Origin of the sequence: Herminiimonas sp. CN (genome assembly GCF_000622895.1) — a bacterium.
GTDB lineage: Bacteria > Pseudomonadota > Gammaproteobacteria > Burkholderiales > Burkholderiaceae_D > AVCC01.
Window position 1 is genome coordinate 1 of the sequence record NZ_AVCC01000076.1, and the last position, 14821, is coordinate 14821.

The 14821-nt window shown below is 54.8% G+C and carries 9 protein-coding genes, 1 tRNA gene and 2 pseudogenes; 8 read left to right on the plus strand and 4 right to left on the minus strand.

Going from position 1 to position 14821, the window contains the following annotated elements; translation table 11 throughout:
- Positions 1–204: 204 nt before the first annotated feature.
- The 3 genes from hpnE to hpnC all read right to left on the minus strand — a co-directional run bounded on the left by hpnE (position 205) and on the right by hpnC (position 3478).
- Complete coding sequence (gene hpnE / locus HMCN_RS0114120; protein ID WP_025917994.1) at positions 205–1557, minus strand: hydroxysqualene dehydroxylase HpnE; 1353 nt, start codon at positions 1555–1557, stop codon at positions 205–207.
- A complete protein-coding gene (gene hpnD / locus HMCN_RS0114125) occupies positions 1550–2383 on the minus strand; it encodes a presqualene diphosphate synthase HpnD (RefSeq protein WP_025917995.1) in 834 nt (277 codons plus the stop codon). The genes hpnE and hpnD overlap by 8 nt, the downstream gene beginning before the upstream one ends.
- A gap of 264 nt (positions 2384–2647) precedes the next feature.
- Positions 2648–3478 (minus strand): squalene synthase HpnC, encoded by an 831-nt coding sequence (gene hpnC, locus HMCN_RS0114135; RefSeq protein WP_025917996.1) that lies wholly within the window; start codon positions 3476–3478, stop codon positions 2648–2650.
- A 167-nt stretch (positions 3479–3645) separates the two neighbouring features.
- Between hpnC and HMCN_RS0114140 the strand changes: the two genes are divergently transcribed.
- From HMCN_RS0114140 to clpX, 6 genes and pseudogenes are all read left to right on the plus strand, one after another.
- Positions 3646–4764 (plus strand): efflux RND transporter periplasmic adaptor subunit, encoded by a 1119-nt coding sequence (locus HMCN_RS0114140; protein ID WP_025917997.1) that lies wholly within the window; start codon positions 3646–3648, stop codon positions 4762–4764.
- Positions 4761–7844, plus strand: a complete 3084-nt coding sequence (locus tag HMCN_RS0114145; protein ID WP_025917998.1) for an efflux RND transporter permease subunit — start codon at positions 4761–4763, stop codon at positions 7842–7844. Before HMCN_RS0114140 ends, HMCN_RS0114145 begins: the two co-directional genes overlap by 4 nt.
- 44 nt (positions 7845–7888) lie before the next feature.
- Positions 7889–7973: transfer RNA gene (locus HMCN_RS0114150), tRNA-Leu, on the plus strand.
- 211 nt (positions 7974–8184) lie between these two features.
- Positions 8185–9535 (plus strand): annotated as a pseudogene (gene tig / locus HMCN_RS17865) (trigger factor).
- A gap of 56 nt (positions 9536–9591) precedes the next feature.
- Complete coding sequence (gene clpP / locus HMCN_RS0114160) at positions 9592–10218, plus strand: ATP-dependent Clp endopeptidase proteolytic subunit ClpP (protein WP_025917999.1); 627 nt, start codon at positions 9592–9594, stop codon at positions 10216–10218.
- 147 nt (positions 10219–10365) lie between these two features.
- Positions 10366–11636, plus strand: a pseudogene (gene clpX / locus HMCN_RS17870) (ATP-dependent Clp protease ATP-binding subunit ClpX).
- A gap of 28 nt (positions 11637–11664) precedes the next feature.
- Here clpX and HMCN_RS19430 read toward each other — a convergent pair.
- Positions 11665–11871 (minus strand): hypothetical protein, encoded by a 207-nt coding sequence (locus HMCN_RS19430; RefSeq protein WP_155837583.1) that lies wholly within the window; start codon positions 11869–11871, stop codon positions 11665–11667.
- Between HMCN_RS19430 and lon the strand changes: the two genes are divergently transcribed.
- Both lon and HMCN_RS18845 read left to right on the plus strand, forming a co-directional pair.
- A complete protein-coding gene (lon, locus tag HMCN_RS0114170) occupies positions 11856–14264 on the plus strand; it encodes an endopeptidase La (protein WP_025918000.1) in 2409 nt (802 codons plus the stop codon). The genes HMCN_RS19430 and lon overlap by 16 nt on opposite strands.
- A gap of 244 nt (positions 14265–14508) precedes the next feature.
- Positions 14509–14781, plus strand: coding sequence for an HU family DNA-binding protein (locus HMCN_RS18845; RefSeq protein WP_025918001.1), 273 nt, complete (start codon positions 14509–14511; stop codon positions 14779–14781).
- The last annotated feature ends 40 nt before the right edge of the window (positions 14782–14821 follow it).

Here is a 14821-nt window from a genome sequence, read left to right on the forward strand (position 1 = left end):
ATATCGATAGGTTATTTTTTACCAACTGTTCGATGGGCAACTCAAATGGCAATCCTGTTGCCAAATTCGCGGGCCAGGTACGATTCGATTATGTGTATTTTTGCGGAAGTGGAAATTGATCATTGTCAATAAAACAATTATCGACGGCAAAGATTCGCGATCAAGTCCGGCAGGGCATCGATTGGCTGATGGATCTTGAGCAACTTATATGAATTGTGCAGCTTGTACTCCGCTTCTTACGGCCGATTCAATGGTTGCAGGATAGTCACTTGCGGTATAGTCGCCAGCCAGGAATAGGGCGGGCAGGGAGGTAGTATTGGCGGGGCGTTTCAGCGCGGGGGTGCAGGAAAATGTTGCCCGCTTCTCTGAAATTACAGTTGCCCATTGCGGAGCCGCGAGTTCAGGCTGGTTGAAGGTGTTCGCAAGTTGCGTTCCGATCAGGCCGGCAAGCGCAACGCGTCCGAGCGCCACGGCTTTTTGCGAGGTGCTGATAACCACCGATAGCAATCCTGCATGCGCCGGATCAAGCTGGCCGCGGTCGAAAACGAATTGTCCCCAGCTCCCGCTGGCAGGGTTATCCTGCAGCGCCATGAATGTCATTGGCAAGCGTACTGTTTGGCCGTACTGAAGATAGCAAGTCGTGATCGCTTCATACTGAAAACTATCCAGTTGCCGACGCAGCATCTGCACGCTGTCGAGTTGCGGCAGTCCAGCCAGCAGCGCCGATGCGCGATCAGGCGGAGTGGCGAGGATGATGGCATCGAAATGGCCGGAGGCATTCGGCTTGCCCGATGCTACATGCCAGCCTTCATCCTGTTGCGCCAAGTCGTGCACTGCGGCACCCAGATGGACTGTGGCGCCGTGTTTCAAAAGAAAGTCAGCCGCATGTTGCGGAAACAGCGTACTCAGGTCGGTGCGCGGAATCAGCATGTCGGAAGCGGCACGACGGGCGCCGAAGCTGTCGCGCAGCACTGCCAGAAACACTTGCGCCGAGGCGCGCTGAATCGGCGTGTTGAGCGCCGCCACGCACAGCGGTTGCCACATCAACCGGATCAGGCGCTCGGTCTGCTCGAAGCGTTGCAGCAATTCGGCCACGCTGCAGTCGTCATTCAGGCGCCAGTCCATCCAACGCGCAGCGGAAGAAAAGCGCGCCAGCGCCAGTTTGTCCTGCTTGCGCAATCCTGTGCTGCGCCACAGCGCCACCAGCAGATGCAGCGGCGCGGGCAGGCGGGGGGCGATAAAGTCCATCCCGTTGCCACCGGCCGGATAGCGCATTTGCAGCGGCAGCCGCAGCAGCGCCCGGTGCGGATCGACCCCAACTGCGGCCATCAGGCGCAATGTGTCGCGGTAGGCGCCGAGCAGGATGTGTTGCCCGTTGTCGAGGGATTTTCCCTTGATCTCGATACGCCGGGCGCGGCCGCCCAGGGTGCGCGCTGTTTCATACAAGGTGACTTGGTGGCCATCCTGTACCGATCTGACGGCGGCGGCGCAGCCGGCCCAGCCGCCGCCGATCACGGCGACGTTTTTGGATTGTTTGTGCCCCGGACGCCTAGCCACGGATGTAGGTTTTCCAGGCCAGCCAGAGCTTGCGGATCGGCGTCAGCGAGGTGCGCTGGTTCAGCACATGGAAGCCGTCGGCTTCGATTTCGTCCAGCAGGGTGCGATAAATGGCCGCCATCATCAGCCCCGGCCGTTGCGCGCGGCGGTCTTCCCTGGGCAACAGCGCAAATGCGGCGTCATAGGCGGCCTGGGCGCGCTGCACCTGGAACCGCATCAGGCTTTCAAAATTGTCGCTGTGACGGGCGTTGAGCAGGTCGGCGGCGGTGACATTGAATTGCTGCAGTTCATTGACCGGCAGATAAATCCGCCCCTTGCGCGCATCTTCGCCGACATCGCGGATGATGTTGGTGAGCTGGAACGCCAGCCCGAGCTGTTCCGCATACTGCAGCGTTTCTGGCCGCGTGATCCCGAAAATGCTGGCCGACAGGATGCCGACCACGCCAGCCACGTGCCAGCAATAGCGCTGCAGCCCCGGATAATCCAGATAACGGGTTTGATCCAGATCCATCTCCATGCCGTTGATGATCGCCTGCAGATGCTGGCCGTCCAGCTTGTAGGTCGCCATGTGCGGCTGCAGCGCCTGCATTACCGGGTGGGTCGGGTTGCCGGCCCGCATTGCCGCAACTTCCTTGCGCCACCAGGCCAGTTTGTTGCGCGCCACCGCCTCGTCGGTGCAGTCGTCCACGGTATCGTCGACTTCGCGGCAAAACGCGTACAACGCGGTAATCGCGCGGCGCCGCTCTGCCGACAGGAACAGAAAGCTGTAATAAAAGCTGGAGCCGCTCTGTGCGGTTTTTTGCTGGCAATATTCGTCTGGAGACATGATCGGTGCGGCTGAAGAAGGAGTTGAAGGTATCTGGATGCAAAATCAAGCCGCTATGCTAGCCGACTGGGCGCTTTGGAACAAATTCGGCGTGCGATTAAAACCCGTTCTCGCGTTGAACGGTCCACCCGCCAGTTCTCATTAATGTTTAATTATAAGGAGTATATGTAAAAACATTTAAATATAAGCATATATTTGCTGCGGTAATAAAAATTACACAGGCCAGTATTTTATGATGGGCGATGGCGGTAATTTGATGCACTTTCAGCCTGATTTCATCCAGAGCGAACGCCAGACGATGCGGCACCAGTCGGGCGTGCGCAAGACCGGGCGCTGCCGGAACACGTCAAAACCGGCGGCTTCGATCGCCTCCAGAATCCGCAAGCCGCCCTGGACCACCAGCCGCAGTTCCCAGCCGATCCGCCCCGGCAAGCGGGTTGCCAGCGGCGCGCCCGACAGCATCAGCGCCCGGGCGCGCTCCACTTCAAAGCGCATCAGCGCGCACCAGGCGGCATCCACCCGCGCCTCGCTCAGGTGCGCGGCGCTCACGCAGAAGCGCTCCAGGTCTTCCTGCGGCAGGTAGATCCGGCCTTTCTGCCAGTCGATCGCTACATCCTGCCAGAAGTTAATCAACTGCAAGGCGCTGCAGATCGCATCCGAATCGCGCAGGTTGGCGGCGTCGGCAGTGCCGTACAAATGCAGCATCAGGGTGCCGACCGGGTTGGCCGAGCGCCGACAATAGTCGAGCAGGGCGGCAAAGTTCGGGTAGCGCGTGGTCACCACATCCTGCCGGAATGCCGACAGCAGATCGCGCAGCGGCTGCAGCGGCAAACGGTAGGCCAGCACGGTGCGCTCCAGCGCCCCAAACAGCGGCGGCAGCCCCGGCGTGTCTGCCAGACGCTGCCGTTCTACCGCATCCAGACCCCGTTCGTACACGGCCAGCGCGGCCAGTCGCTGATCCGCAGTGGCATCGCCTTCGTCGGCCAGGTCGTCGGCGCTGCGGGCAAACGCATAGAGCGCCGCCACCGCCGGGCGCAGATGGGCCGGCAGCAACAGCGAAGCCACGGGAAAATTTTCGTAATGATCAACGGCCATGGTTCGAGCTTACTGACTAAAAAGTCAATTGCCATCTGGATCTAGGCGCACATATAATTACTAACCGCCTAGTCAGTAATATTGCCGGCGCATGGGTTGCTATGTGTTGCTGCATCCCGCATGCGCCGGCCCCAATATTTCAGCCCGAATAGTAAAGGAAAACAAACGTGGCCGTCCTGAAAACCCCATCGTTGCAGAGTTTCACCTTGCCGCTCCTGATTGCGCTGGCCACAGCAGTTAGCGGTTGCTCGAAGCCGGTGCCGAAGGCGGAGGAAATTCGTCCGGTCAGGGTGATCCGGCTGGGCGCGCAGCAGGCGGAAGTGGTTGCCGAATTTTCCGGCGACGTGCGGGCGCGGGTGGAATCGCGCCTCGGTTTCCGGGTCGGCGGCAAGATTATCGCGCGCAAGGTCGATGTCGGCACCGTGGTGACACCCGGGCAAGTGCTGATGCAGCTCGATCCGCAAGACCTGCAACTGGTGCAGGCGCAGGCGCAGGCCGCATTGCAGGCGGCGCAAAGCAATCGCGATCTGGCGCGCGCCGAATTGTCGCGCTATCAGGAATTGCGCGGCAAGAACTTCGTCAGCCAGGCGGTGCTGGATGCCAAGCAGACTGCTTATACTGCAGCCGAGTCGAACGTCGCCCAGGCCCGCGCCGCCCTTAAGGGCCAATCGAACCAGGCCGGCTATGCGACACTGGTGTCGGATGTCGATGGCGTGGTCACTGCGGTGGACGCCGAATTGGGTCAGGTGGTCGCCGCCGGCACGCCGGTGCTGCGGATCGCGCAAGCGGGCGACAAGGAAGTGGTAGTCGGCATTCCGGAGGACAAGGTCGCCACTTTGCGCAGCATCGCCGACGTGCGGGTGCGCATTTGGGCCAATCCGCAAGCGGTTTTGCAAGGCAAGTTGCGCGAACTGTCGCCGGTTGCCGATCCGGTCACCCGCACTTACGTCGCCAAAATAACCATCCTGAACGCGCCGGCCGAGGTCAAGCTGGGTATGACCGCCTATGCCAGCTTTGCCGCAAAAACGCCGGCTGCGATGTTTGCGGTGCCATTGACCGCGCTGTGGCAGGATAAGGCGACGACCTCGGTCTGGCTGGTCGAAAACGGCGCGGTCAGGCTGGTTCCGGTCCAGATCGGCGGCACGTCGGGGGACGACGTGCTGCTGGCCGGCGGCGTGACGGCCGGGCAAACCATCGTGACGGCCGGCGTGAACCTGCTGAAAAGCGGGCAAAAAGTAAAAATCCTGGGGCAGTCCGTCGCCAATAGCGCCGGAGCCGGCCAATGAAGAGCGGCTTCAACCTGTCGCGCTGGGCGCTCGAACATATTCCGTTTACCCGCTACCTGATGGTCGTCCTGATGATCGGCGGCATCCTTGGCTATGCCAATCTGGGGCAGGACGAAGACCCGCCGTTTACGTTCCGGGCGATGGTGGTGCGCGCCAACTGGCCGGGCGCCACGGCGCTGCAAGTGGCCGAGCAGGTGACCGACAAGCTGGAAAAAAAACTGCAGGAAACGCCGTACATCGACAAGATTCGCAGCTATTCGAAGCCGGGCGAAACCCTGATCATCCTGCAGTTGCGCGAGTCGACCCCGCCTAAGGAAACCGCGCAATCCTGGTATCAGGTGCGCAAGAAAATCGGCGACATCAAGGGCACCTTGCCGCCCGGCGTGATCGGGCCGTTTTTCAACGACGAGTTCGGCGACACTTACGGCTCCATTTTCGCGCTGTCAGGCGATGGCTTCAATTACGCGCAAATGAAGGACTATGCCGATTTCGTGCGCCAGCAATTGCTGAAAGTGCCATCGGTGGCGAAGGTGGAACAGTTCGGCGTGCAGGATGAAAAAGTCACCATCGAGTTTTCCCAGAAGAAATTCTCGCAATTGGGTATCCCGTTCCAGGCTGTCGTCGATCAGATCAATGCGCAAAACGCGATGGAGTCGACCGGCGTGCTGGTCACCCCCAGCGCCAACCTGCAGGTCAGGGTGAGCGGCGCCTTGCAATCGGCGCAAGAGCTGGAAAATCTGGAGCTGCGCGCCAACGGCACGACATTCCGCCTGGGCGACTTTGCCGTCGTCAAGCGCAGCTACACCGACCCGCCGCAGGACAAGATGCGCTTTAACGGCAAGGAAGTCATCGGCCTCGGGATTTCGATGGAGAAGGGCGGCGACATCATCAAGCTGGGCCGGAACCTGCAAGCGACGGTGGACGAGATCAAGGGGAAATTGCCGGTTGGCATCGAGTTCCAGAATGTTTCGGACAAGCCGAAGGCGGTCGCGCAGTCGGTCGGCGAGTTTCTCAAGGTGCTGATCGAAGCGGTGGTGATCGTGCTGGCGGTCAGTTTCCTGACGCTGGGCCTGCATACCAAACCGTTCCGGCTCGATATCTGGCCGGGCATGGTGGTCGGCCTGACCATCCCGCTGGTGCTGGCGGTGACGTTCCTGTTCATGCGCATATTCGAGATCGACCTGCACAAGATTTCGCTCGGTGCGCTGATCATCGCGCTGGGCCTGCTGGTCGATGACGCCATCATCGCGGTCGAGATGATGGTGCGCAAGATGGAAGAGGGCTTTTCGCGCCTGGACGCCGCCACCTTCGCCTACACCTCGACTGCGATCCCGATGCTGACCGGCACCCTGATTACCGCAGCCGGCTTCCTGCCGATCGGGCTGGCGAAGTCAGCCGCCGGCGAATACACGTTTTCGATGTTTTCGGTCAATGCGCTGGCGCTGCTGATTTCCTGGCTGGCGGCGGTGCTGTTTACGCCGTATATCGGCTTCCTGCTGCTGAAGGTGAAGCCGGCCACCAATGCAGACGGCCACCATGAATTGTTCGACACGCCTTTTTACAAGCGCTTCCGCGCCGCCGTGACCTGGTGCATTACCTGGCGCAAGGCCACCATCCTGATCACCCTGGGCCTATTTGCGCTGGGCGTATTCGGATTCAGGTTCATCGAGCAGCAATTCTTCCCCGACTCCAGCCGGCTGGAACTGATGGTCGAGATGTGGTCGTCAGAGGGCACCACCTTTGCCGCCAATGAAGCGCAGGCGAAAAGGTTCGAAGCCTTCGTCCTGGCGCAGGACGGGGTGGAAAGCGTGACCAGCTATGTCGGTACCGGCAGCCCGCGCTTCTATCTGCCGCTCGATCAGATATTTCCGCAGACCAACGTTTCGCAATTTGTCGTGCTGCCGAAGGACCTGAAGGCGCGCGAGGCGCTGCGCCTGAAAATCACCGCAATCTTCAAAAACGATTTCCCGGAAGTGCGTGGGCGCGTCAAGCTGCTGCCCAACGGGCCGCCGGTGCCGTATCCGGTGCAATTCCGCGTCACCGGCACCGAGGTGGGCGCGGTGCGCACCATCGCCGACCGGGTAAAAGCCATCATGAACGCCAACAAGAATGCGATCGGCGTCAATGACAACTGGAACGAATCGATCAAGGTAGTGCGGATCGATCTGGATCAGGAAAAATTGCGCGTTCTGGGCGTCAGTTCGCAGACCGTGATGCGCGCCGCCAATACCATTTTGACCGGCACCGCGGTCGGACAATACCGTGAAGACAATAAGCTGATCGACATTGTGGTACGTCAACCGGCGCAAGAGCGCTCGACTGTGGCCGCACTCAATGCAGCCAATATTCCGACCGCCAGCGGCAAGTCGGTGCCGCTGTCCAATCTGGCGCGGGTCGGAATAGCCTGGGAGCCAGGCGTGGTCTGGCGCGAAGGGCGGGAATGGGCGGTTACGGTCCAGTCCGATGTGGTCGATGGCATCCAGGGCGCGACCGTGTCCGGCCAGATCAGCCCCCAACTCGATAAGTTGCGGACAGCATTGCCGCCAGGCTACAAGATAGAACTGGCCGGTGCGGCGGCAGACAGCGGCAAGGCGCAGGATTCGATTGCAGCCAATATTCCGCTGGTGATCTTCATTATCTTCACCTTGCTGATGCTGCAATTGCATAGTTTTTCCCGCACGCTGCTGGTGTTCCTGACTGGCCCGTTGGGGATTGCCGGAGCGGCAATGGCGTTGCTGTTGCTGCAACGTCCATTCGGCTTTGTCGCGCAACTTGGGGTCATTGCGCTGTTTGGCATGATTATCCGCAATTCGGTGATCCTGATCGATCAGATTGAACAGGATATTGCCGCCGGCGCATCGCCCTGGAATGCGATTGTCGAATCGGCAGTACGGCGCTGTCGTCCCATCATCCTGACTGCCGCCGCCGCAGTGCTGGCAATGATTCCGCTGTCGCGTTCGGTATTCTGGGGGCCGATGGCAGTCGCCATCATGGGCGGCCTGATCGTCGCAACAGCGCTAACTCTGTTATTCTTGCCGGCCTTGTACGCGGCCTGGTTCCGGGTAAAAAAACCTGGTTGATAAGTAGTCGATACTGCTGCACAATAGAGGGCTAGCAGTAATTTGGGGATATGGCGAAATTGGTAGACGCACTAGATTTAGGTTCTAGCGTTGAAAGACGTGTCAGTTCGAGTCTGACTATCCCCACCAGGTTTTATTGATCATTGCTGACGGTTTGGTGGCTGATCAAAGAATTGTATTGGATATTTGCACCTGGCCGGCGAATTAATTGCCTGACGGTTTTCAAGCCGGCAGTTTTGTTTTACTTCTCGAGCAATGGATCGAATCCGCGATCAGAAATGACTCGGTATTCAAGCCCATTTGCTCACACCACAGAATTCTTATTTTTTGGATGATTTTCATGGCAACTGCAGTCGAAACCCTGGGTAAATTAGAGCGCCGTCTCACCATCACTTTTCCATTGACTGAAGTCCAGGCAGAAGTTGAAAAGCGCCTGAAAATCCGCGCCCGCACGGCCAAGGCGCCGGGCTTTCGTCCAGGTAAAGTGCCAATGAAAATGGTCGCCGCGCAATATGGCTACCAAGTCGAAACTGAAGTGCTGAATGACAAGGTCGGTCGTGCATTCAGCGAGGCCGCCAACGAAAATAATTTGCGCGTTGCCGGTTATCCGAAAATCGAGACCAAAAACAAGCGAAGGCGTAGCCGATGGTTCAGTCGCATTTGATGCTGTTTTTGAAGTCTATCCGGAAGTCAAGGTTGGCGACCTGTCCGGCGTTGATGTCGAGAAGGTCGCTGCCGCCGTAACGGATGTCGAAGTGGATAAAACCATCGAGATTCTGCGCAAGCAGCGCGTGCATTACCACGTCAAAGGCGAGCAGGGCGAACATGGCGATGGCGGCGCCGACTTGACCGCGCAAAACGACAATCGCGTCACGGTTGATTTCGTCGGCAAGATTGACGGCGTTGAATTCGCCGGCGGCAAGGCCGAAGATTATCCGTTCGTTCTGGGCGAAGGCCGCATGCTGCCGGAGTTTGAATCCGCGGTAATCGGATTGAAAGTTGGTGAATCGAAAACTTTCCCGCTATCGTTCCCTGCCGACTATCACGGCAAGGATGTCGCCGGCAAGACTGCTGAATTTACTATTACCCTGAAAAAGCTCGAATGGGCGCATTTGCCGGAATTGAATTCAGAGTTCGCAAAGTCACTCGGAGTGGTCGATGGCGACATGCTGAAAATGCGTGAAGATATCAAGGCGAATCTGGAGCGCGAAGTCGCCGGCCGCATCAAGGCGAAAAACAAGGACGCCGTGATGGATGCGTTGATCAAGGTTGCAGAATTGGATGTGCCAAAAGCGCTGATCGATCAGGATGTCGAGCGTCTGATCGAAATGACGCGTCAGGATATGGCGCAGCGCGGCATGAATGCCAAGGACATGCCTTTCCCTCCGGAATTGTTTGCTGCACAGGCAGAGCGGCGCGTGCGTCTGGGCCTGATCCTGGCCGAAGTGGTCAAGGAAAATGCGCTGCAGGCAACTGCGGAACAGGTAAAGGCCCAGGTAGAAGATTTTGCGCAAAGCTACGAGGACCCGCAGCAGGTTGTTAAGTATTATTTCAGCGACCGCCGCCGCTTATCCGAAGTTGAAGCCCTTGTATTGGAAGAGAATGTCGTCAACTATGTACTCGGTAAATCGAAAGTGACAGAAAAATCTGTTGCGTTTGATGAGTTGATGGGCAATAACGCGCAAGCATAATTCGCTTGCAAACACCGCTCAGGCACATGCTTGAGCGTTTTCCATATGGAGCGAAAATGACAGGCTTTATCAGAAAATCCGCATTGGATACAGACATGCTCGGTATGGTGCCGATGGTAGTTGAGCAAAGCGGCCGTGGCGAGCGCGCTTACGATATTTACTCGCGCCTGTTGAAGGAACGTGTGGTTTTCATGGTAGGGCCGGTTAATGACCAGATGGCGAATTTGATTGTCGCCCAGTTATTGTTTCTGGAAAGCGAAAATCCGGACAAGGATATTTCCCTGTACATTAATTCGCCAGGCGGCTCGGTGTCGGCCGGGATGGCAATCTACGATACGATGCAATTCATCAAATCCGATGTGTCAACCCTATGTACCGGGATGGCGGCGTCGATGGGGGCTTTCCTGTTGGCTGCTGGCGCCAAAGGGAAACGGTTTTCCCTGCCTAATTCCCGCATCATGATCCATCAACCTCTGGGCGGCGCTCAGGGGCAGGCGTCGGACATCGAAATCCAGGCGCGCGAGATTCTTTATCTGCGTGAAAGATTGAACGGTATCCTGGCAGAAAAGACAGGGAAAACCACTGAGCAAATCGGCAAGGATACGGATCGGGATAATTTCATGTCAGCTGACGCTGCAGTTGAATACGGCTTGATCGACAAAGTACTGATAAACCGCGAGTGACGAACAGTCCCGAGGAAAACGCCCGGACGATAAGACGTTCGGCGTTTTTTATTGATAATCCAGTGGTTACCCGGTTAAACTGATATGACATTTCGAAGTTCGCGGGTAATATCAAGCTGAAACTATTATTTATATAGAACGATCCACATGTCTGATAAAAAAACCTCCAGCGGTAGAAAAATTGCTCTATTGCTCATTTTGCGGCAAGAGCCAGCATGAGGTTAAAAAACTCATTGCCGGTCCGTCCGTATTCATTTGCGATGAATGCATCGATTTATGCAACGACATCATTCACGATGAGGCAGTCAGCGTCGAATCCGCCAGCGGCGAAAAATCTGCGTTACCTACTCCGCAAGAAATCAGTGACCTGCTCGATCAATACGTTATCGGACAAACTACCGCGAAACGCATATTGTCGGTGGCTGTCTATAACCACTACAAACGCCTCAAGCATTTGGGCAAAGTGGATGACGTCGAACTGGCAAAAAGTAATATCTTGCTTATTGGGCCAACCGGTTCGGGTAAAACCTTGCTGGCGCAAACCTTGGCGCGCATGCTGAATGTACCTTTCGTTATGGCGGATGCAACAACGCTTACTGAAGCCGGTTATGTTGGTGAGGATGTCGAGAATATTATTCAGAAATTGTTGCAAAGCTGTAATTATGAGGTGGAAAAGGCGCAAAAAGGCATTGTCTATATTGACGAGATCGACAAGATTTCACGTAAATCAGACAATCCGTCCATTACGCGTGATGTTTCCGGAGAAGGCGTACAGCAAGCGCTGTTGAAGCTGATCGAAGGCACCATGGCTTCTGTGCCGCCACAAGGCGGGCGCAAGCATCCTAACCAGGATTTCATACAGATTGACACCACGAACATCATGTTCATTTGCGGCGGTGCATTCGATGGATTGGCGAAGGTGATATCCAATCGTGCAGTCAAGAGCGGAATTGGCTTTTCTGCAACGGTAAAGAGCGAAGGTCAGAAAATTTCCAGTGAAGCCTTGCTGGAAGCTGAGCCGGAAGATCTGATTAAATTTGGCTTGATTCCGGAATTGGTGGGGCGCCTTCCGGTGGTCGCCACCTTGACTGAACTCAATGAAGATGCGCTGATACGTATTCTGGTGGAACCAAAGAATGCGCTGATCAAACAATATTCAAAGTTGCTCGAAATGGAAGGCACTGAATTGGAGGTCAGGCCAGCTGCTTTGCACGCCATTGCCAAAAAAGCGATTGCCCGCAAAACGGGGGCGGCGTGGATTGCGCTCGATTCTTGAGCATGCGCTGCTTGATGTCATGTACGATTTGCCGAATCAGCAGAATGTGGCGAAAGTGGTTATTGATGAAAACACCATCACGAATGGCGCCAAGCCTTTGCTGATTTATCATGAACAACCGAAGGCCTCGGCGTCTAAATAATAAATTCCGCTCAAAGCCGGCTTCTGACTCATGTAAGAGCAGTACAATTTAACGCAACAATGATCATTCTGGCTTCAATCGCAAAGCCGCCGAGGGAAATCTCGTGTGGCTTTTTTTTATTGGTTTTTTGCACATTGACGATGATTTTTGTTTTTCCTGGGCTTGTGTTTTGGCCACTTGCGCCAACATCACTAACAGGTTTATTTAAAAAGGCTTGCCATGACGACTCCCACATTTACTGAACAAAGCCAACTGCCGCTGTTGCCGTTGCGGGATGTTGTTGTCTTCCCGCATATGGTCATACCGCTGTTTGTTGGTCGGCCAAAATCAATCAAAGCATTAGAAGCTGCCATGGAGCAGGGTAAAAGCATCATGCTTGCGGCGCAAAAGGCTGCGGCGAAGGATGAGCCGTCACCTGAAGATATTTATGAAATTGGTTGCGTAGCAAACATATTGCAGATGCTGAAATTGCCTGATGGCACTGTAAAAGTTCTTGTGGAAGGGGCTCAGCGTGCCAGGATTCATCACATTAGTGAGTTGGACACGCATTTTATTGCCGATTTGACTCCTATCGAATCCGAACTCAGCGATGATTCCGAGCTGGAGGCGATGCGTCGCACGATCGTTCAGCAATTTGATCAGTATGTAAAACTGAACAAAAAAATTCCCCCTGAAATTTTGACATCATTGGCCGGCATTGACGATGCTGGACGGCTGGCCGATACGGTTGCTGCACATTTGCCTTTGAAACTTGAACAAAAGCAAGTCATCCTTGAGATATTCAGCGTTGCGAAACGCCTTGAACATTTGCTGGGGCAACTCGAAGGTGAACTTGATATCCTGCAGGTGGAAAAGCGTATTCGCGGGCGCGTCAAGCGCCAAATGGAAAAGTCCCAGCGTGAGTATTATCTGAACGAGCAAGTCAAGGCAATCCAGAAGGAATTGGGCGAAGGCGAGGAGGGCGCTGATTTCGATGAGTTGGAGAAAAAAGTCATCGCTGCAAAGATGCCTAAGGACGCCCGCGAAAAAGCGCAGAGTGAGCTCAAAAAACTTAAACTGATGTCGCCAATGTCGGCCGAAGCTACGGTTGTGCGTAACTTTATCGAGACTCTGGTCGGTTTGCCGTGGAAGAAAAAATCCAAGGTAAATAATGATTTGACCAATGCCGAAAAAATCCTTGAAGATGATCATTACGGCCTCGATAAGGTTAAGGAGCGCATTCTTGAGTATCTTGCTGTACAGCAACGCGTAGATAAGCTCAAAGCGCCGATTCTTTGCTTTGTCGGCCCTCCTGGGGTAGGTAAAACATCGCTCGGGCAGTCGATTGCGCGCGCGACAAACCGGAAGTTTGTCCGCATGGCGTTGGGCGGGGTTAGAGACGAGGCCGAGATTCGTGGGCATCGCCGCACGTATATTGGCTCTATGCCGGGCAAGATTTTGCAAAGCCTTGCCAAGGTAGGTGTACGCAATCCATTATTCCTGCTTGATGAAGTGGATAAAATGGGAGCGGATTTCAGGGGCGATCCTTCTTCGGCATTGCTGGAGGTACTTGACCCCGAGCAAAACCATACATTTGCCGATCATTACGTCGAGGTTGATTTCGATTTGTCGGATGTAATGTTTGTCGCCACATCGAACTCGTACAATATTCCACCGGCACTACTCGACAGGATGGAAGTGATTCGTTTGTCCGGTTATACGGAAGATGAAAAAACCAGTATCGCGCAACGATACTTGCTGCCCAAACAAATCAGGAATAACGGCTTGAAGGATGAGGAAATCAGCGTTGCCGAATCCGCTCTTCGCGATATCGTTCGTTATTACACCCGAGAGGCGGGGGTGCGTTCGCTGGAACGCGAGATTTCAAAAATTTGCCGTAAAGTTGTTAAGTTGCTGTTGCTCAAAAAACAAGACAAGAAGATTGTCGTTACGGCAAAAAATTTAGATAAATTCCTGGGTGTTCGCCGTTTCGATTACGGCGTGGCAGAAAAGGATAATCAAATTGGCCAGGTAATTGGGCTGGCTTGGACCGAGGTTGGCGGTGAATTGTTGACTATTGAAGCTGTAGCAATGCCTGGCAAAGGCGGGGTTATTCGCACCGGTACCCTCGGCGATGTAATGAAGGAATCCATAGAAGCAGCTCGTTCCGTGATGCGTAATCGGGCAAAAAGCCTTGGCATCAAGAATGATATTTTCGAAAAAACGGATATCCATATCCATGTCCCAGAAGGCGCTACCCCTAAAGACGGCCCTTCCGCCGGCATCGCAATGACGACGGCCTTAGTATCCATATTTACAGGAATTCCGGTACGTGCAGACGTTGCTATGACAGGTGAAATTACTTTGCGAGGGGAAGTGCTACCTATTGGAGGCCTAAAAGAGAAGTTGCTCGCAGCCCATCGTGGTGGGATAAAAACGGTGCTAATCCCGGAGCAGAATGTCAAGGATTTGGTTGAAATACCTGATAATGTCAAAAATAAGCTTGAAATCATTCCGGTACGCTGGATTGATAAGGTTCTGGAGATAGCTTTAGAGCGGCATCCTGAGCCTCTAACCGACGATGAAGCAACGGTATCGGCTGTTCCTGGTAAAAGCGCCCAATCTGATACAGGTGTTGTCAAGCATTAAGCTACTGGTTCTGAACGAAAGTGCCTGATAACAGAAGCATTTTCGTTCGCATTTCCAGGTCCATGCGCGTATTTGTTAAATATAGGTAGCGCTGGATTATCTGGCATTGATTAAGTGGTAAAGCGCTTGACACCTGCCTTCAAGGCTTGTTTTAATACCGATTGCAGATTTTCTGTAGCGCAATGGATGCACGAAAAAACGATGCATGGCACTATTGCGGAATTCAACCTTTTAGGGGGATTAAGTGAATAAAACTGAACTAATCGAGCATATTGCCCAGTCAGCAGATATTTCAAAGGCGGCAGCAACACGCGCATTGGAGGCGTTGATTGTTGCAGTAAAAACTACGCTGAAAAAAAATGGGTCTGTCACCCTGGTTGGATTCGGTACATTCTCGGTAGGTAAACGCGCTGCGCGCACTGGCCGCAACCCGCGTACAGGGGAATCTATCAAGATTAAAGCAGCTAAAGTTCCTAAATTTAAAGCTGGCAAAGGTTTAAAAGATGCTGTAAACTAGCTTTTTTTGATGTGGTGACAAGCATCAAAAAAATAAGTAC

Coding starts and splice junctions, on each gene's coding strand:
- hpnD (WP_025917995.1), bottom strand. CDS start 2,383: ATGTCTCCAGACGAATATTGCCAGCAAAAAACCGCACAGAGCGGCTCC.
- hpnC (WP_025917996.1), bottom strand. CDS start 3,478: ATGGCCGTTGATCATTACGAAAATTTTCCCGTGGCTTCGCTGTTGCTG.
- HMCN_RS0114145 (WP_025917998.1), top strand. CDS start 4,761: ATGAAGAGCGGCTTCAACCTGTCGCGCTGGGCGCTCGAACATATTCCG.
- clpP (WP_025917999.1), top strand. CDS start 9,592: ATGACAGGCTTTATCAGAAAATCCGCATTGGATACAGACATGCTCGGT.
- lon (WP_025918000.1), top strand. CDS start 11,856: ATGACGACTCCCACATTTACTGAACAAAGCCAACTGCCGCTGTTGCCG.
- HMCN_RS19430 (WP_155837583.1), bottom strand. CDS start 11,871: ATGTGGGAGTCGTCATGGCAAGCCTTTTTAAATAAACCTGTTAGTGAT.